At 66.2% G+C, this 17,007-nt stretch carries 17 protein-coding genes; 3 read left to right on the top strand and 14 right to left on the bottom strand.

Translation table 11 applies throughout. From position 1 onward, the window contains the following. The first annotated feature begins 178 nt into the window (after window positions 1-178). Together NNX37_RS16035 and NNX37_RS16030 are read left to right on the top strand one after the other, a co-directional pair. A complete protein-coding gene (locus tag NNX37_RS16035) occupies window positions 179-928 on the top strand; it encodes an EAL domain-containing protein (protein WP_255793754.1) in 750 nt (249 codons plus the stop codon). Beyond that, window positions 928-1,785, top strand: coding sequence for a PhzF family phenazine biosynthesis protein (locus NNX37_RS16030; protein WP_255793753.1), 858 nt, complete (start codon window positions 928-930; stop codon window positions 1,783-1,785). Before NNX37_RS16035 ends, NNX37_RS16030 begins: the two co-directional genes overlap by 1 nt. Here the strand turns inward: NNX37_RS16030 and NNX37_RS16025 are convergent. The 5 genes from NNX37_RS16025 to NNX37_RS16005 form a co-directional block, all read right to left on the bottom strand. After that, window positions 1,780-3,432, bottom strand: coding sequence for an FAD-dependent oxidoreductase (locus tag NNX37_RS16025; RefSeq protein WP_255793752.1), 1,653 nt, complete (start codon window positions 3,430-3,432; stop codon window positions 1,780-1,782). The two genes, NNX37_RS16030 and NNX37_RS16025, sit on opposite strands and share 6 nt — an antisense overlap. 131 nt (window positions 3,433-3,563) lie before the next feature. Further along, window positions 3,564-5,111 carry a sulfatase-like hydrolase/transferase gene (locus NNX37_RS16020; protein WP_255793751.1) on the bottom strand — a complete coding sequence of 516 codons (1,548 nt, stop codon included), beginning with the start codon at window positions 5,109-5,111 and terminating at the stop codon, window positions 3,564-3,566. Between the two features lie 121 nt (window positions 5,112-5,232). Then, the gene (locus tag NNX37_RS16015) at window positions 5,233-6,747 is read right to left on the bottom strand and encodes an amino acid permease (RefSeq protein WP_255793750.1); all 1,515 of its coding nucleotides are present in this window, start codon (window positions 6,745-6,747) and stop codon (window positions 5,233-5,235) included. 313 nt (window positions 6,748-7,060) lie between these two features. Next, a complete protein-coding gene (locus NNX37_RS16010) occupies window positions 7,061-8,134 on the bottom strand; it encodes a DNA polymerase IV (protein WP_455423609.1) in 1,074 nt (357 codons plus the stop codon). 54 nt (window positions 8,135-8,188) lie between these two features. Further along, entirely contained in the window at window positions 8,189-9,061 is an 873-nt protein-coding gene (locus NNX37_RS16005; RefSeq protein ID WP_255793749.1) for an aldo/keto reductase family oxidoreductase, read from the bottom strand. 128 nt (window positions 9,062-9,189) lie between these two features. On the opposite strand from NNX37_RS16005, the gene NNX37_RS16000 reads away from it, so the two are divergent. After that, window positions 9,190-9,606, top strand: coding sequence for a winged helix-turn-helix transcriptional regulator (locus NNX37_RS16000; protein WP_255793748.1), 417 nt, complete (start codon window positions 9,190-9,192; stop codon window positions 9,604-9,606). 23 nt (window positions 9,607-9,629) lie between these two features. On the opposite strand, the gene NNX37_RS15995 is transcribed toward NNX37_RS16000, so the two are convergent. The 9 genes from NNX37_RS15995 to NNX37_RS15955 all read right to left on the bottom strand — a co-directional run bounded on the left by NNX37_RS15995 (window position 9,630) and on the right by NNX37_RS15955 (window position 17,005). Continuing rightward, entirely contained in the window at window positions 9,630-10,778 is a 1,149-nt protein-coding gene (locus tag NNX37_RS15995) for a N(5)-(carboxyethyl)ornithine synthase (RefSeq protein ID WP_407079980.1), read from the bottom strand. A gap of 8 nt (window positions 10,779-10,786) precedes the next feature. Further along, window positions 10,787-10,933, bottom strand: coding sequence for a hypothetical protein (locus tag NNX37_RS15990; RefSeq protein WP_255793746.1), 147 nt, complete (start codon window positions 10,931-10,933; stop codon window positions 10,787-10,789). Between the two features lie 102 nt (window positions 10,934-11,035). Beyond that, window positions 11,036-12,571: an LTA synthase family protein gene (locus tag NNX37_RS15985; RefSeq protein WP_255793745.1), complete on the bottom strand. Its 1,536-nt coding sequence runs from the start codon at window positions 12,569-12,571 to the stop codon at window positions 11,036-11,038. A gap of 212 nt (window positions 12,572-12,783) precedes the next feature. Further along, a complete protein-coding gene (locus NNX37_RS15980; RefSeq protein ID WP_255793744.1) occupies window positions 12,784-13,812 on the bottom strand; it encodes an NADPH:quinone reductase in 1,029 nt (342 codons plus the stop codon). Window positions 13,813-13,930: 118 nt separating this feature from the next. Further along, window positions 13,931-14,056: a hypothetical protein gene (locus NNX37_RS15975; RefSeq protein WP_255793743.1), complete on the bottom strand. Its 126-nt coding sequence runs from the start codon at window positions 14,054-14,056 to the stop codon at window positions 13,931-13,933. Between the two features lie 103 nt (window positions 14,057-14,159). Further along, window positions 14,160-14,402, bottom strand: a complete 243-nt coding sequence (gene tatA / locus NNX37_RS15970; protein ID WP_255793742.1) for a Sec-independent protein translocase subunit TatA — start codon at window positions 14,400-14,402, stop codon at window positions 14,160-14,162. Further along, complete coding sequence (locus NNX37_RS15965; protein ID WP_255793741.1) at window positions 14,399-15,376, bottom strand: alpha/beta hydrolase; 978 nt, start codon at window positions 15,374-15,376, stop codon at window positions 14,399-14,401. The genes tatA and NNX37_RS15965 overlap by 4 nt, the downstream gene beginning before the upstream one ends. Beyond that, a complete protein-coding gene (locus NNX37_RS15960) occupies window positions 15,373-16,047 on the bottom strand; it encodes an N-acetylmannosamine-6-phosphate 2-epimerase (RefSeq protein ID WP_255793740.1) in 675 nt (224 codons plus the stop codon). The genes NNX37_RS15965 and NNX37_RS15960 overlap by 4 nt, the downstream gene beginning before the upstream one ends. Beyond that, the gene (locus tag NNX37_RS15955; protein WP_255793739.1) at window positions 16,040-17,005 is read right to left on the bottom strand and encodes an ROK family protein; all 966 of its coding nucleotides are present in this window, start codon (window positions 17,003-17,005) and stop codon (window positions 16,040-16,042) included. The genes NNX37_RS15960 and NNX37_RS15955 overlap by 8 nt, the downstream gene beginning before the upstream one ends. Between the last annotated feature and the right edge of the window lie 2 nt (window positions 17,006-17,007).

Genomic DNA, 17,007 nt, shown 5'->3' with positions numbered 1-17,007 from the left:
CCACCAAACGGCAGGCCCATAATTCCAGATTACAACTACATCCGGTTCGTTGCGCGGTGTGGCCGCAGCGGCGTCGGCCGGTTCGAGAGGGTGCCGGAGGCGCGCCATGCAAGCGGGTCACAGCGTTCGCCGAAAGGGCCGTACACTCGGTGGACTTATTCAATGAGGGGGACGCCGCATGGCATGCGAGGGCTGCACGACAGCATCACAACTCGACTTCGATTTCAGCATGGCCTTCCAGCCGATCTACGACGCCGACGCCGGCCGCGTGTGGGGCTACGAGGCGCTGGTTCGGGGATTGTCGGGGGAGAGTGCCTTCGAGGTCCTTTCAAAGGTCTCGCCGGAGCAGAAGTACCGCTTCGACCAGGATTGCCGCGTCAAGGCAGTCGAGCTGGCATCGCGCCTGTTCCCCGCCGGCGAGGATCTGATGCTGTCCATCAACTTCATGCCGAAGGCGGTCTACGAACCGGCTGCCTGTCTCCGTGCGACGCTGCACGCAGCCAGACGATACGGCTTTCCGACGTCGTCCATCATGTTCGAGTTCACTGAAAATGAGGAGGTGCCCGACACCGCTCACCTCACGGACATCATCACCGAATACCGCAGGCATGGCTTCACCACCGCCGTCGACGATTTTGGTGCCGGGCACGCGGGGCTGGGCCTGCTGGTCGATTTCCAGCCCGACCTGATCAAAATCGACATGTTGCTTATCCGGGGAATCGACACCAGCCCGGCCCGCCGGGCCGTCGTGGCGGGAATCGTCGGCATCGCCAAGGAACTCGGCATCACGTTGCTCGCGGAAGGTATCGAGACCGAGGCGGAGTTCCTGGTTCTCAAGGCAGCCGGCATCCGCCTGTTCCAGGGATATTGGTTCGCAAAACCCGCCTTCGAGGAACTTCCGCCGGTGCGGTCCGGGGCCTGTTCGTGATGTCACCGCAATCGTCCAGCAGGAAAGTCCGTCGATACAGCGAAGTGGATGTCTTCTCCCGGGAGCCGTATCGGGGCAACGCGTTGGCGGTGGTTCATGATGCCGACGGGCTGAGTGCCGATGAGATGCAGCGGTTCGCCGCCTGGACCAACCTCTCGGAGACAACGTTCCTCCTGCCGCCAAACAGTCCGGCGGCTGACTACCGGGTAAGGATCTTCACTGCGAAGGAAGAACTGCCTTTCGCCGGACATCCGACGCTTGGCTCGGCCAAGGCCTGGCTGGACGCCGGGGGAGTGATCCGGCCCGGCGGGACTCTCGTCCAGGAATGCGCGGCAGGGCTGATTCCGGTCCGGGTGGAGGAGGGGCAGCTGGCCTTCGAGGCGCCGCCGCTCATCCGCTACGAACCCGCCGACGAGCCTCTTACAAGTCGGATAGCGGACATCCTGGGGATCCCGCGGGAGGACATCCTCGAGGCGTCGTGGCTGGTTAACGGTCCGCAGTGGATCGGCGTCCGGCTTTCCTCGGCGCGGGAAGTCCTGAGCCTGCAGCCCGACCCCGGGAAGGCGGGTGATCTGGAAATCGGTGTTGTCGGACCGCACGAGTCCACGGAGGAATCCCGGTTCGAGGTGCGGGCCTTCGTCGGAGGAGACCCCGTCTGGGAAGACCCCGTGACCGGCAGTTTAAACGCGGCCCTGGCACGCTGGCTGACCGACGCAGGGCTGGCTGCCGCGCCCTACACGGCGTCACAGGGAACTGTCCTGGGACGCCAGGGCCGTGTGCACATCAGTCTCCGCGACGGGAAAATCTGGGTGGGCGGACACGTTACGAGCTGTATCGAGGGGTCGGTCCGGCTATAGCGGGCGGGCGAGGGGACTGGCGGGGTCGCTAAGGGCCCGGTGCACGGACGCGACGGCGCTGGACCCTTCCCCGACCGCAGCCGCGATGCGCTTCATCGAGCCGTGCCGCACGTCGCCTGCTGCAAAGACGCGCGGGGTGGAGGTTTCAAAGGGCATGGGTTCGCGGCCCAGCGGCTGCCACTGATCCAGGGACTGAATGGCGATGTCGGTTCCTGTGCGGATGAAGCCCGCAGTGTCTCTGTCCAGGGCGGGCAGCCAGGCGCTGGCAGGGTCGGCTCCGATGAAGCAGAACAGCCCGCGTGCATCCACCGCGCCGGCGGTGTCGATGCGGACTGAATCCAGGGCGGAGTCTCCGTCCAAGCCGATGATGTTCGACTCGGTATGAATGGAGATCCGGGAATCCTCCCGTAGACGTTCCACGAGGTAGGAGGACATCCTCGCCCCAACGTCCCTTCCGCGCACCACCAGATGGACCGGGCATCCATGGGATGCGAGATAGAGCGCGGCCTGGCCGGCGGAGTTTGCCCCGCCAACAACAACCACGGGGTGCCCTGCGACTTGGCGCACCTCGAGGCTGGTAGCGGCGTAGTAGATTCCGCGTCCCTCGAAGTCCTCCCACCCCTGAACTCCGAGACTGCGGTATGCGGCCCCCGACGTAATCAGGGCGGTGCGGGTATGGAGGGTAGCGCCGTCACCCAGCGTGAGCGTTAGGCCATCATTCATCGTCTCGAGAGAGACCGCATCGCAGGGCGCCCAGATCCTTACCCCGAACTTGATCGCCTGGAGCGTCGCTTGCCGGATGAGATCTCCGCCGGCAACTCCAAAGGGAAAACCAAGGAAGTTTTCGATTCGGGAGGTCGACGCCGCCTGGCCTCCCGGCGCGACGGCGTCGAGCACCACTGTGCTCAGCCCTTCGGAGGCTGCGTAGATGGCCGCCGCGAGCCCGGCCGGTCCGCCGCCAACGACGAGCAGGTCCGTCGCGCCCTCCTGATGGGGCTGGTAACTCAGCCCGAGGCGCTCAGCGATAGTCCCCGGCGTCGCACGCCTGATCAGCTTGCCCTGGATCAGCGCTGCCGGCAGGTCATCGGGTGCGATGCCGTGGCCGTCGAGGGCACCCATCCCGTCCGACGGGACGGCGAAGACGGTATGAATGAGATCCAGACGTTCAGCGAAGCGTCGAAGAGCCAGCAATTCACTCGACGCTTCCGTCCCGATTAACTTCAGCGTCATGGCGGCAGGACCCCGGCGAAGCGCTTCGCGGCGTTCCCACAGAGTATGGAGAACAATTCCGCCAAGGTCGTCGTCCTGGTTCATAACCAACCGCAGATCCTCGCGGGCCAGCCGCCGGATGCGTCCGGACTCTTTCACCCGCGCCGACAGGAGTGCGCCCTGGCCGTTGAGCAGCCCGAGTTCCCCGCCGAACGAGCGCGGCCCCAAAGTGCTGAGAACCGTTTCTTCATCCCACCACAACGGGTCACGAACCATTTCAATGGATCCTGATTCCACGAGGATCATTGGATAGTTCAGATCCCCTGCACGAAAGACATAGTCGCCGGCGGTGACGTCGGTTGGCGCGGCCATCCCGAGGAGTCTTTCCCATTGCGAGTCGGAAAGCCGCTTGGCGGCGTGCTCACTGACATCCGTCATGTTGATCCTTCCGCAGAGATGGCGCTCATCCGGAGAAATCGGCTTGCAGCGCGAAACTGGGGCGGTGATTGAGGATGCAGCGAGATTACCTGATTGAACGGCGGAATGGACCGGCCCGCCGGGAAGGGGGACTACTGGACGGCTTTCTCACCGGCCCAGGCTCTCGTATAGAACTTCGGGGAATGCGAGTTCAACAGTTCCTTATAGCTATTTGGATCCATTGCCTGCGCCGAGCTTCCCGGAACCTTCGCGGCGAAGGCGGACACGCCCAGCCCCGCCTCATGATCCTTCAGGGTGAGGCCGGCTGCTTCCAGGATCGTGGCGTACATGTTCAGCTGGTCGATGCCTGAGCGCAGAGTGGTGTTCTTGTCGTTGCCGGGGACCCAGATCCGATTGAAGATGGAGCGGGGGGTCTGGCCGTCCAGCTGCTCGTGGAAAGAGTCACCGGCACTCAGCTGTTTGAGGTGATCACCCATGATCACCACGGCAGTGTCATCGAGGTATCCCTTTTCCTTCATATGGTCCACGAAACCGGCCACCTGGGCCATGGAGCAGGAAAACACCGAGATGTCCGTGTTCTGCGTATCCACATTGCAGTAGTCGAAGACGTGCGCCGGCTTGTGGGTGTCCAGCGTCAGCAGGGAGAGGTTGAACGGCTGGCCCGTTTTCTCCGACTCGGCGTGCAGCTGGTCGATCCGATCCTTGGCATGGGCCATCAGCCGTTCGTCGCTCAGGCCCCAGTCGCTGCGGAAGTTCTTCTCCGGTTCACCGGCGGAGCGCCAGTCGGCGAGGCCCTTCTGCTCGGAGTAGCCGTGGTTGCGCAGGAAGACGTCCTTCGCAGCGAAGGAGGAATTGGCGCCGCCCAGGAAGACACTGGTGTAGCCGTGCTCAGCCAGAACATCGCCAAGGCAGGTGGACCCGCCCAGATAGGTGCTGACGCCTTCACCTACCTCACCGGAACCGTCGTTCGGCTCGGGTCCGGTGCCCTTCAGCGGTACGCCGCACTGCGTGGAGACGACGCCGGCCATGGTCCAGCCTCCGCCCTGAAACTGTTGGAGCCCATCCGTGCTCTGCCAGCCGTCCGAGGCCGGCGTGGCTTCCTTGAGGGGGGCGAACGCGTCCTTTTCGAAAAGCTGGTCGTCCCCCAGCGTTGCCTCACCGGACTCCAGATAGATGACCACCAGGTTGCGCTTGTCCTCGCCGTCAGTGACGGTGGGCTCCACGTAGTAGTCTGCGAGGTCGTAGTCGGAGTTGGCCGCCTTAATGTAATCCCCCACGCCAACCGTGGTGGAAAAGGCCGTAACGCTGCCAACGGCCAGTGCGGCCACCAAGACGGCGGAGATGGTGCGCGGGATCCACTGCGGACGGCGGGGCTGCCTGCAGTTCTTCCGCCGCTTGCGGCGTCGGAAGAACTGCCACAGGGCAATCAGGGCGGTGATGACTACAGGTGCAACACCGATGCCCAGGATGCCCGCCCATACAACGGGTCCACCTCCGCCTTCCGTTTCCACGGAAACGAGATTGAGCATCATCTGGCTCACGGAGATTTCGCCCCAGTAGAATTGGATACCCGCGGCGGCGATGAGCAGGGCAAGACTGGCCCAGATCAGGACGTATAACAGAATCCGGCCCAGGACCACCCCGGCCTTTCGGGCCGTGCGGACAGCCGGGCCAGACACGGCAACACCCCGCGTTGGCCGCGTTTCGCCAAACATCTTGATATCCAAACCGTTCTTTTGACAGGGAATAGTTCTCTGCGGGAACACTAGTGCCGTCAGGCTACCGGTTCAATGTCTGGTTTCAGGCGTGGTGAACTCGGGAATGCGCACCGGCGTCGTCGCCGCGGGCTGCCGCGAGTTCCAGGACGCGGTCGCGGCAGAGCCGCCAGCCGATCATCAGTGCGGGGATGATGACCACCAGGGACGCGATGGTCCAGGTGCCCACGGGGGAGTCGAACGCCATGAGGATCAGCACGGCGAGAAGGAAAGCGAGCGTAATCCAGCCGGTCACGGGAGCGCCGGGCATCCGGAAGGACGGGCGCGAAAGTTCGCCGCGCTTAGCCCGCCGCGCCAGCTCCATCTGGCACAGGACGATCATGCCCCAGGTGCTGATGATGCCCAGCGACGCGACGTTCAGGACGATCTCGAAGGCCTGCGCGGGAACGACGGCGTTGAGGACGACGCCGAGCAGGGCAACGGCGGCGGTCAGGGCGATGCCGCCGTAGGGGACACCGGCTTTGTTCATCCGCCCGGCGAACTTCGGGGCCGAGCCCGCCAACGACATGGAGCGCATGGTGCGGCCCGTGGAATACAGGCCCGCGTTCAGCGAGGACAGCGCGGCGGTCAGGACCACCAGGTTCATGATCGCGTCCACGCCGTCCACCCCGATGGATCCGAAGAACGTGACGAACGGGCTTTCGCCGGCGTGGTAGGAGCTGTAGGGCAGCAGCAGCGAGAGCAGGACGAGCGTGCCGACGTAGAACACGGCGATGCGCACGATCACCGTGTTGATGGCCTTGGGCATGATCTTTTCCGGGTGCTCGGTCTCGCCGGCGGCGGTGCCGATGAGTTCGATCGAGGCGTAGGCGAACACCACGCCCTGCATAACGACGACGGCGGGCAGCAGGCCGTTGGGGAACAAGCCGCCGTTGTCCGAGATGAGGCTGAAGCCGACCTGCTGGCCGTCCACGGGGGTGCCGAAGATGACGAAGCAGATGCCGACAATCAGGAACGCAACCAGGGCCACCACCTTGATCAGCGCGAACCAGAACTCGAGTTCTCCGAACACCTTGACGCTGATGAGGTTCAGGCCCAGCACCAGGATCAGGGCGGCCAGCGCCCAGGTCCACTGCGGTACATCGGCGATCGGCGGCCAGTACTTCCGGAAGAAGTTCATGTACAGCGCGACGGCGGTGATGTCCACGATCGCCGTCATCGCCCAGTTCAGCCAGTACAGCCATCCGGTGACGAAGGCTGCCTTCTCGCCGAAGAATTCACGGGCGTAGGAGACGAAGGATCCTGAGGAGGGCCGGTGCATCACCAGTTCGCCGAGGGCCCGGAGAATCATGAAGGCAAAGAAGCCGCAGACGGCGTAGCTGATGACCAGCGACGGACCTGCCGTGGCGAGGCGGCCGCCGGCACCCATAAACAGCCCGGTGCCGATGGCGCCGCCGATGGCGATCATCTGGACCTGGCGGGGCTTGAGCCCCTTGTGGTAGCCCTCCTCCTCATGGTGGAAGGTGGGACCGGAGGCGTTCGCCGCACTGGCGGCGTCCGGAATCGCCGGCCGCTGGGCGACCGGTGGTGGCTGTGTCATGGGGGTCCTTTGCTTGCTCGGCCTCGCGGGGGTGCTGCGGGGTCGAGGGTTCGGGGGTGCTGCTCGCCGGCGGGCAGCTTGCGGTAGGGTTCCCCGTGCCGGATCAGGGCGTGGTGGCCCCGGGGCAGGGAGAGACAAGGAGTTTTTGGGTGTGTTCCGTCAGGTCCTACTCAGCTTCTATGCAGCCGCGGAGGGCATTGAGAAGCGCTCGCAGGAGCTAACTCATGCTGTCCGATAGTTCGGCACCCTGACAAGTTCACCCGAAGACTATGGCAGTAGTCACACGGGAGCGTCAAAACGGGGAGTTGCCGGTTCACCACCCGCCGCGCGCGGGCGTGTGTCCCTTCCGGGCGTCGTCGGGCATGGCCATTTCGGCGCGGAGGCCCAAAAGCCGGATTGGACGGCCGGGCTCGATGGCACCGGCGAGGTCTAGGGCCCGGGCGAGGACATCGTCCCGGTCGAAGGTCTCCGGAATCTTCCTCGCATGCGTCTTGGTGGTGAACGGCGCGTACCGGACCTTGAGGGTCAGCCCGATCACCGGCCGCCCTTCCGCTGCCACATCGGCCAGGACCTGCGCGGCAAGCTGCCGCACGGCGTCGTCCACCTGCGCCGGCTCGGTGAGGTCGGTCTGGAAGGTGGTTTCACGGCTGTGCCCGCGGGCCACCCACGGGGTGTCATCCACAACGCTGGAGCCGTCGCCGCGGCCCAGTTCGGCATACCAGGGGCCCATCTTGGGGCCGAACTCAGGTACCAGGGCCGAGGGGTCCACCGCGGCGAGCTCGGCAACGGTATTGATGCCCAGCTTGGCCAGCCGTCCCGAGATCTTGCTCCCGACACCCCACAGCTCCTTGGTGGGCCGTGTACCCATAACGTCGAGCCAGTTTCCGGCGGTGAGGCTGAAGACGCCGGCCGGTTTGCCGAGGTCGGTGGCATTCTTGGCGCGGACCAGTGTGTCGCCGATGCCCACACTGCAGTGCAGCTGCGTCTGCTCCAGGACGGCGGCCTGCAGCTGCCGGGCGTAGGCATCCGGATCCTCGGTCACCGTACCGACGAAGGCCTCATCCCAGCCCAGGACCTGTACGACGGCGCCGGGCTGGGCTCGCAGGGTGGCCATCACCGTGTCCGAAGCTTCGAGGTAGGCCTCGGCGTCGACCGGCAGGATGACGGCGTCGGGCACCTTCCGGGCTGCGATCCGCAGCGGCATCCCCGACCCGACGCCGAAGGCCCGGGCCTCGTAGGAGGCGGTGGAGACCACGGCGCGTTCCGTTGGGTCGCCGCGGCCGCCGACAATGACCGGCTTGCCGGCCAGCTCCGGGCGCCGGAGCACTTCGACGGCGGCGATGAACTGGTCGAGGTCGACGTGCAGCACCCAGGGGATAGCGTTCACGCGACCAGTGTGCCCTAAACGTCCACGACAATCACCGGTTCCCGACGGAACCGGTTACCCGCCGATAGCGTCCAGCTCGGCCACATCCTCCGCGGAAAGCACCAGCCCGGCCCCGGCCACGTTTTCGCGCAGATGCGCCACCGAAGAAGTGCCGGGGATGAGCAGGATGTTCGGCGAACGCTGCAGCAGCCATGCCAGGGCCACGGACATGGGCGTTGAACCTCTCCGTGCGGCGACGGCGGAGAGCGCCTGGGACTGCAGCGGACTGAAACCGCCCAGCGGGAAGAACGGCACATAGGCAATGCCGTCCTGCGCGAGGGAACCGATTAGCTCGTCATCCCGGCGGAAGGCGAGGTTGTACATGTTCTGCACCGAGACGATGGGGACGATGCTACGGGCTTCGGCCACCTGCTCCGGCAGCACATTGCTCACGCCGAGGTGCCGGATCACCCCCTGCTGCTGGAGCTCGGCGAGTGTCTCCATCGCGTCGGCCAGGGAACCCGGCACCGTTCCCTGGCCGTCGCCCATGCGCAGGTTCACCAGGTCCAGCGCATCAAGGCCGAGCGTTTCCAGGTTCTCCTCGACCGCACGGCGCAGCTGGTCGGGCTTCCGCGCCGGCGGCCATCCGCCCTGGTCGTCGCGGACCGAGCCCACCTTGGTCACCACGTGCAGCGTCCCGGGGTAGGGGTGCAGTGCCTCGCGGATGAGCGAGTTGGTGATGTGCGGGCCGTACGCCTCGGCGGTGTCGATGTGGGTGATGCCCAGCTCGACGGCCTCGCGCAGGACGGCGAGGGCGCCGTCGTAATCCGGCGGAGGCCCCATCACCCCGGGCCCGGCGAGCTGCATGGCCCCGTAGCCGAAGCGGGACACCTCAAGGCCGCCCAGGGTCCAGGTGGCGCCGGGAAGGGAGGCGGTAAATGTGCTCATGTTCTGCCTTTCAGGGGTGGTGTTCCTTACCGATGCAGTCCACTATGGTGACGCAGCTTCCCTGCAGGAAGTAGGCACCTGGAAGTGCCTAGGTAACCCACAGTGACGAGGTGCAGGAAATGCCAACCATGACGGCGGCAGAAAAACGAGCGCAGGAAAAGGCGAAGTACAACGCGTTCCTGGATGTATGTCCCAGCCGGCAGTTGCTGGACCGGATCTCTGATAAATGGGTCATGCTGGTCCTGGCGGCCCTCGGCAGCGGGCCGGACTGCGACGGGGATCCCCGCCCGCTGCGTTTCTCCGAACTGTCCCGGGTGCTTGCCGGTGTAAGCCAGAAGATGCTCACCCAGACACTGCGCTCGCTGGAGCGGGACGGTCTGCTCACCCGGACGGTCACGCCCACGGTGCCCGTGACCGTCACGTACGAACTGACCGACATGGGGCTGTCCCTGCATCAACTGACCCGCGGCATCAAGGGCTGGGCGGAACAGCACATGGATGAGGTCTTCGCCGGGCGTGCCGCCTACGACTCCCGCGGGGCCTGACCCCCCCGTTTAGGACCTCACGTTTAGGAGCTCAGCGCCGCATGCGGGTAGGCCGGCTCCCGCTGCTGGAACTGCAGCACGTCCTTGTTCCGGATGACGCCGTCGCGGATTTCGATTGCACGGGCAATGGTTTCGTTCCCCGTCCACGCGTCGGGGCCGGCAATGACCGTTTCCAGGAAGGGCAGGAGCGCCTCGCTGATTTCCCAGCTGGCGGAATTCCAGAGGTAGGACGGGCTGTGGTCGACGGCGTAGTAGTTGATGTGTTCGCCCACCTCGAACATCGGGTCGGCGAACGTGGTGCTTTTCGCCCACTCAAAGCCCATGCCCTCGTCGCAGGAAACGTCCACGATCAGGCTGCCGGGCCGGAAAGCCTCCAGATCATCGGTGCGCAGGTAGGTCAGCGGGGCGTTGGGATCCTGCAAAGTGCAGTTGACCACGATGTCGCTTTCGGCAAGGAACGGGGCCAGCGGCACCCGTCCGTCGTCAGTGATGACCTCGCTGAGGAACGGAGTGCTGTCGTCACGGTCGAACTGAACAATCCGCGCCGAGTGGATCGGGGCGCCGACCGCCGCGACGCCGCGGCTGGTCAGGACCTGGACGTCGTGGATGCCGTGGGCGTTCAGGGCAGTGACGGCGCCGCGTGCCGTCGCGCCGAAGCCGATGACGACGGCGCTGAGCCGCCGGCCGTAGGCGCCGGTGGATCCGGTCAGGCTGAGAGAATGCAGCACGGAGCAGTAGCCGGCCAGTTCGTTGTTCTTGTGGAAGACATGCAGGCCGAAACCGCCGTCGGCGGCCCAATGGTTCATCGCTTCGAAGGCGATCAGCGTGAGCTTTTTGTCGATGGCGAGCTGGGTGACGGCGCGGCCCTGGACGCAGTGCGGCCAGCCCCAGAGGGTCTGCCCGTCCCGCAGTTCGGCCAGGTCCTCGGGCTGCGGCTTGGGCAGGAGGACGACGTCGGCCTCCGCCACAATCTGTGCCCGCGGGAGCACTGCGCCCACCAGCGGCTTCAGCTCGGCGTCCGAAACGCCGAAGCTGGTTCCGTAGCCTTCTTCGAGGAGTATCTGCGCCCGAACCTCCGGGGCGATGCGTTCCAGATGAAGCGGGTGGATGGCAAGACGCCGCTCATCGGGCTTGCGTGTGTTGGAAAGGACTCCGAGGGTGAGACGCTCCACGGGGCCGTTCACTTCTTTTTCGGCGATGCGGGTTTGGCGCCGGCGGCCTTGTCGAGGGCGGGCGGAGCCGCGGCGGCCTTCTTATCGGCACGCTTTTCCTTGATGGACTTGCCGGACTTCTTGGATGCTGCTTGGCGCGGGGACTTGTCAGACATGTTCGCTCCTGTAGCGGAACCGAAGCGGTTCCTGACTCTGAACCATACATGCACCGTCCCCGGGCACTGGGCAGGCGAAGCGGGCAGGGCCTGCCTTCCGAACTACCGCCCGGCCCAGGCCTCCGCGTAGAACTGCGGGGAAAGCGATTCCAGCAGTTCGGCATAGGCATCGCGCTCCATGGCCTGCGCCGATTTGGCAGGAATCTCCGAGGTGAAGGCGGATACGCCCAGCCCGGCCTGACGATCCTTGAGGGTCAGGCCTGCGGCTTCCAGGATGGTCGGGTACATGTTCAGCTGGTCCGCACCGGGGCGCAGCGTGCTGCTAGCGTCCTGGCCCGGAATCCAGATCCGGTTGAAGACCGTGCGGTTGGCGTGGTGGTCGAGCTGCTCATGGAACGCGTCGCCGGCGCTCATGTGCTTGAGGTGGTCGCCCATGATCACCACGGCGGTGTCCTCGAGATAGCCCTTTTCCTTCATGTGGTCAACGAAGCCGGCCACCTGGGTCATGGAGCAGGCGAACACGGAGGTCACGTTGTTCTCCGTGTCCACATCGCAGTAGTCGTAGACATGGACCGGCTCGTGGGTGTCCAGCGTCAGCATGGACAGGTTGAACGGCTGGCCGGTCTCCGCCTCGGCGTGCAGCCTGTCGATCTCGTCCTTGGCGTTGGCCATGAGGCGTTCGTCGCTCAGGCCCCAGTCACTGCGGAAGCTCTCCTCCGGTTCCCCGGCGGCACGCCAGTCGGAGAGGTCCTTGACCTCGGAGTAGCCGTGGGTGCCCAGGAAGGTGTCCTTCGCGGCGAAGGCGGCGTTGGCTCCGCCCAGGAAGACGTTGGTGTACCCGTGCTCGTCGAGGACATCGCCGAGGCAGGTGGCCCCGCCCAGGTACGTTTCGCCGTCGTCGTCGAGGGCGGCGGCGTCTGAACTATCCTCAGCGGAGCCGACGCCCTTCAGCGGCACGCCGCACTGCGTCGAGACGAGGCCGGCCATGGTCCAGCCTCCCCCCTCGTACTGCTGGAAGTTCTCCACGCTTTGCCAGCCCTCTGAGGCGGCCGTGGCCTCCTTCAACGGGAGGAACGCGTCCTTTTCAAAGAGCTGGTCGTCCGCGAGGGTGGCCTCGCCGGACTCCAGGTAAATCAGCACCAGGTTGCGCTTCTGCTCGTCGCCGGTGACAGCCGGCTCCACGTAGTAGTCGCCGATGTTGTATTTGGAGTTCGCGGCCTTGATGTAATCGGCCATGCCCACGGTGGAGGCGAAGGCCGTGGTGCCGCCGATGACCACTGCGCCCACGAGGACCGCAGCGACGGTGCGCCGGATCCAGGGGGAGCGGCGGGGTTCCTCGGCGCTGCGGCGGAGTTTGCGGCGGCGGAAGTACTGCCACAGGGCAATCCCCGCAGTGATGAGCAGCGGCAGGACGCCGACTCCGATAATGCCGAGCCAGACAATGCCGCCGCCGCCGCCGTCGGTCTCCACCGAGACGAGGTTCAGGAGCATCTGGCCCACGGAGATTTCGCCCCAGAAGAACCGGATGCCCGCGGCGGCGATGAGCAGCGCGAGCCCAAGCCAGATCAGGACGTAGACCAGGACACGCCCCACTACGACGCCGACCCGTCGGGTCACGTCAAGAATCTGGCCAGACATGGAGATACCTCGCGTTCCAGATGCCAGCGGTTTCCGCCGAACACCCTTGACATCCAACCCGCTCTCGGGGCCAAAGAAGAAATAGTACCGTCATGCTACCTGTTCAACCTTGGTTCATCCCGGAGGAACGAGCTGTTCATTGCAGCGCCGTCCGGTACCGGACGCGGAAGGGCCCCGCTCGGAGCAAGGCCCTTCCGCAGCATCGGCCTCAGCTAGGCGTCGGTGCTGTCCCCGGCAACGCGGATGAGGATCTTGCCGGTGGTGCCGCTTTCGACGGCGTCATGCGCGGCTGCGGTTTCCTCGAGCGGGAACCAGGTGAGGGGAAGTCCGGCGGACTCGCCGACGGGCAGGACACCGTCCCGCAGTGCGGCGGTGATGTCTTCTGCTGCGGCGTGTTGGGCCTCGGTTCCCACCGTGTAGATGAGCACGCCCTGCCAGCGGACGTTCTTGGCGAAGCTGGCAACGATCGGCGCGGTGAACTCCTCGCCGTTGTTATTGGCGTAGTAGGCGATGCTGCCGTGGTTGGCGATCACGTCGACGTCGAGTGCGGCGTTCTGGGCGGGGGACACCTCGACAATGTGGTCGACGCCGTCCGGGGCGATCTCGCGGATGCGCTCGGCCTCGGCGTCATCCGGGTAACGGACGATGTGGTGCGCTCCGGCAGCGGTGGCGAGTTCGGCCTTCGCGTCGCTGCTGACCGTGGCGATCACGGTGGCGCCGGCCCAGACCGCGAACTGGATGGCCGCGTGGCCTACGGCTCCGGCGCCGCCCTGAACCAGGACGGTGCGTCCTGCCAGGGCTCCAGGGGCGAGCCGGGACGGGCCGTGCTCGTGGACGGTGAGGGCGCGGTGCGCCGTCATTGCAGGGACGCCGAGGCTGGCGGCGACGTCAAAACCAATGTCTTCCGGAAGCCGTACGGCCCGGTCGGCGGGGAGGACGGTGAATTCGGAGGCGGTCCCGGTCGGACGGCCGTGGGCGGCGAGGTAGATCCATACCCGGTCGCCCACCTGAAGATCGGTTACGCCCTCGCCTACGGCGTCGACCACCCCGGCTCCGTCCTGGTTCGGCACCACTTCGGGGAAGGCGAGGCTGCTGCCGGCGCGGGCCTTCCAGTCGGTGGGGTTCACGCCCGAAACGGTAACCCGGACCCGCACTTCGCCGGGGCCGGGGGCGGGGGCGTCGCGGTCTACGAGGGAGAGGACGGACGAGGGGCCTGTGGCGGAGTACACGATTGCTTTCATGGGCGGTACAAGAAACCCGGGCGGACTTCTATTCCCCGGTGCGGACAAAACGGGCCCGGAACCGGCAGAGCCGGGCCGCCCCCGCAGGGACGGCCCGGCTCTCTGCGCCTGACGGTTACTACTTGTTGTCGTCCTTGTTTCCGTCGACGGCGTCCTTCGCTTTGTCTTTAGCCTGGTCAACCTTCTCCGGGTTGTCCTTGGCTGCGTCCTTCGCCTTGTCTGCCATGCCGCCTAGATCTGCCATTGGATAATGCCTTTCCTCTGTGCGGTCCGGGGATCGTGCGTCCCGGCTGGGTACATCCATCCTGCCTCACAAGGGCAGTTTGGAACCCGGGTACAGGTGTTTTTTATTGGCGGGCGGAGGGGGAACTGTCCTTCGGTACTGTCACTGGCATCGGCACGGGTATGGTTCCCGGCACGGGCTGCGTGGTATCCGGAGTGCCGTCCTCTTCCTTCATCTGCCGCACCTCCGATTTGAAGATCCGCAGGGACTGGCCGACGCTGCGTGCCATTCCCGGCAGTTTTGGAGCACCGAACAGGACAATCGCCAGAACGACGACGATGATGATTTGCCAGCCTTCAAGCCTCATAACGGGGAACCTTTCATCGGGGTATTCGTGGGGGAGGAGCAGTATTCATGGGAAGCGGTTGTGCCGGAACCATGGAGGGCCCGGACCAGCGCCCGGTCCCGGTCGCGCAGACTTTGGGCGCCAACCTGTGAGTCCGTCAGTTCGAACCCGTGATAGGCACCGGGATACACGTGCAGCTCGGTGGGTACGCCGGCCTGCAGCAGGCGGGCGGCGAAGGAAATGTCTTCGTCCCGGAACAGGTCCAGCTCGCCTACCTGGATCAGCGTCGGGGGCAGCCCGCGGAGATCGTCCGCGAGAGCCGGAACCGCATAGGCGCTCGCAGGGAAACCGCCCAGATAGCACTCCCACGCGAACCGGCTGTGCGCAGCGTTCCAGGTGGGAATGCCGGCGAACTCGACCGCAGAACCGGAAGAGTGCGAGGAATCCAGCATCGGATACATCAGGTACTGGAAGGCAACCGCCTGCCCGCCGGAGTCCCGGTTCCGCAGGGTGAGCGCGGCAGCCAGGCCGCCGCCGGCACTGGAACCGGCCACCGCCACCCGGCGCGGATCCACGGACAGGGCTTCGGCTGAGGCAAACAGCCAGCGCAGTCCCGCGGTCACGTCATCCAGGGGTGCCGGGAAGGGGTGCTCCGGAGCGAGCCGGTAGTCCACCGCAACCACCACCGCCCCCGTCCGGGCACACAGATCCGCGCAGTAGGAGGTATCGCCGTCGACGCTCCCGGCAATCATGCCGCCGCCGTGGATCCAGTAAATCGCCGGATGCGGGCCGGCTCCCGCGGGGGTGAAAACACGCAGGAGAACTCCGTCAGCCGGGTAGTCCCGGAAGGACATGTCGCCCAAGCCGGAGACGGCCGGGGAAGTCCGGGCCCGGAAATCCGAAAGCTCGGCCACCGAAGTGGGCGGCGGGTGGGCCTGCGAATACTCCAGTCCCGGCAGGAGCTCCGGATCCACCCGGTCGAGGAAGCCGGTCATGACTCGAGTGCAGCGGCGAACCAGCTGGTGATCGTGGCCGGATGGGTGATGGCAGTGCCGACGACGACGGCGAACGCCCCCGCGCCCAGCGCCGAACGGCCCTGCGCCGGGGTGTGGATGCGGCCTTCGGCAATCACCGGAACGCCCAGCCTCAGTGCAGCCAGCTCCTGCAGAAGCTCCAGATCAGGCCCGGTCGTTTTCGGCCGCTCGTCCGTATAGCCGGCCAGCGTGGTGCCGATGATGTCCGCTCCTGCCGCCGCGGCAGCTTCGGCGTCGGCAGCGGACCCGCAGTCGGCCATCACCAGCGCCGGCGTCTGGTCGTGCAGCGCAGCGACGGTCTCGGCCAGTGTCAGTCCGTCCGGCCGTTCCCGGCGCGTGCCGTCCAGGGCCACGATGTCTGCACCGGCTTCCGTACAGGCCAAGGCGTGGCGCAGCGTGGGCGTAATGAACACGCCGTCGTGCCCGTCCTTCCACAGCCCGATCACCGGAACGTCCACGGCGGCACGGACGGCCCGGATGTCACTGATCCCCTGGACGCGTACTCCGGCAGCCCCGCCAATGACGGCGGACTGTGCCACCTGCGCGGTGGTCCGGGGATCGCGCATTGGTTCGCCGGGGTAGGCCTGGCAGGAAACTATGAGGGAGGAGCGGAGGCTCTCGAGATTAAACATGCTGCCCTTCGGAGACGGGGTTCAGTGCCAGCGCGCGGCGGGCGGCACCGCGGATGGCGGCAGTCTCCCCGAGCTGTGCGGGGACGATGGGCAGCCCGGCAAGCGGACGCAGGAGTTCGTTCCGGGCCGCCTGCTCCATGGTGTTCCACCAAAGCGGTCCGGCGAAGGCCAGCCCGCCGCCGACGATGACGGCGTGCGGGTCCAGGACGTTCGCCAGGCCGCCGACGGCGGAACCTGCAGCTGCTGCCCCGCGGCGCAGAGCCTCGGCGGCAACGGGATGGCCCTCTGCGGCGAGGCGGTACACCCCGCGGGTGTCCTCCGCCTGCACGCCGCCCAGCCGGGTGAAGAGCGAGAAGATCCCCGGCCCGGACGCCACCGCTTCCACATGTCCGGTGCCGCCGCAGCTGCAGGGCAGCCCGCTTCCAAATGTGCCGGTCTCATACGCGAAGGGTGAGGCGATGTGGCCCACATGCCCGGCCGTGAAGCTGGACCCCTCCAGGCATTCGCCGTCCAGGACGTAGCTGCCGCCCACGCCGGTGCCCACGCCGATAAACAGGACGCTGGGCATCCCGGCACCGGCGCCGAGCCAGCTTTCTCCGAGGGCATGCGCGTGGACGTCATTGATGGCCGTGGCGGGCAGCCCCGTGCGCCGGGTGAGCTCGGCGGTCAGCCTGGTTCCGCCCCAGCCGCGGATCGCGTCCGTCGCCGAGACGACGACGCCGCGCCCGGAATCGATCACGCCGGCGGCGCCAATGCCCAGCGCATCAACGGCCAGACCGGAGTCCCGGGCATCCGCGCGGAGCGAAGCCGTGAGGTCCGCGGCGGCGGACAGGACGGCGTCGGGCCCGGCCTGCGCCGGCGTCGCGACGGTGGAGGAGAAGAGGATCCGTCCCTCGCCGTCGACCACCCCGCCGGAAGTCTTGGTGCCGCCCAGATCGAGCCCAATCACGTGGCGCATGG

Source organism: Arthrobacter zhaoxinii, assembly GCF_024385505.1.
GTDB classification, from domain to species: Bacteria; Actinomycetota; Actinomycetes; order Actinomycetales; family Micrococcaceae; genus Arthrobacter_B; species Arthrobacter_B zhaoxinii.
This window is presented reverse-complemented; position numbering and strand designations above follow the sequence as displayed.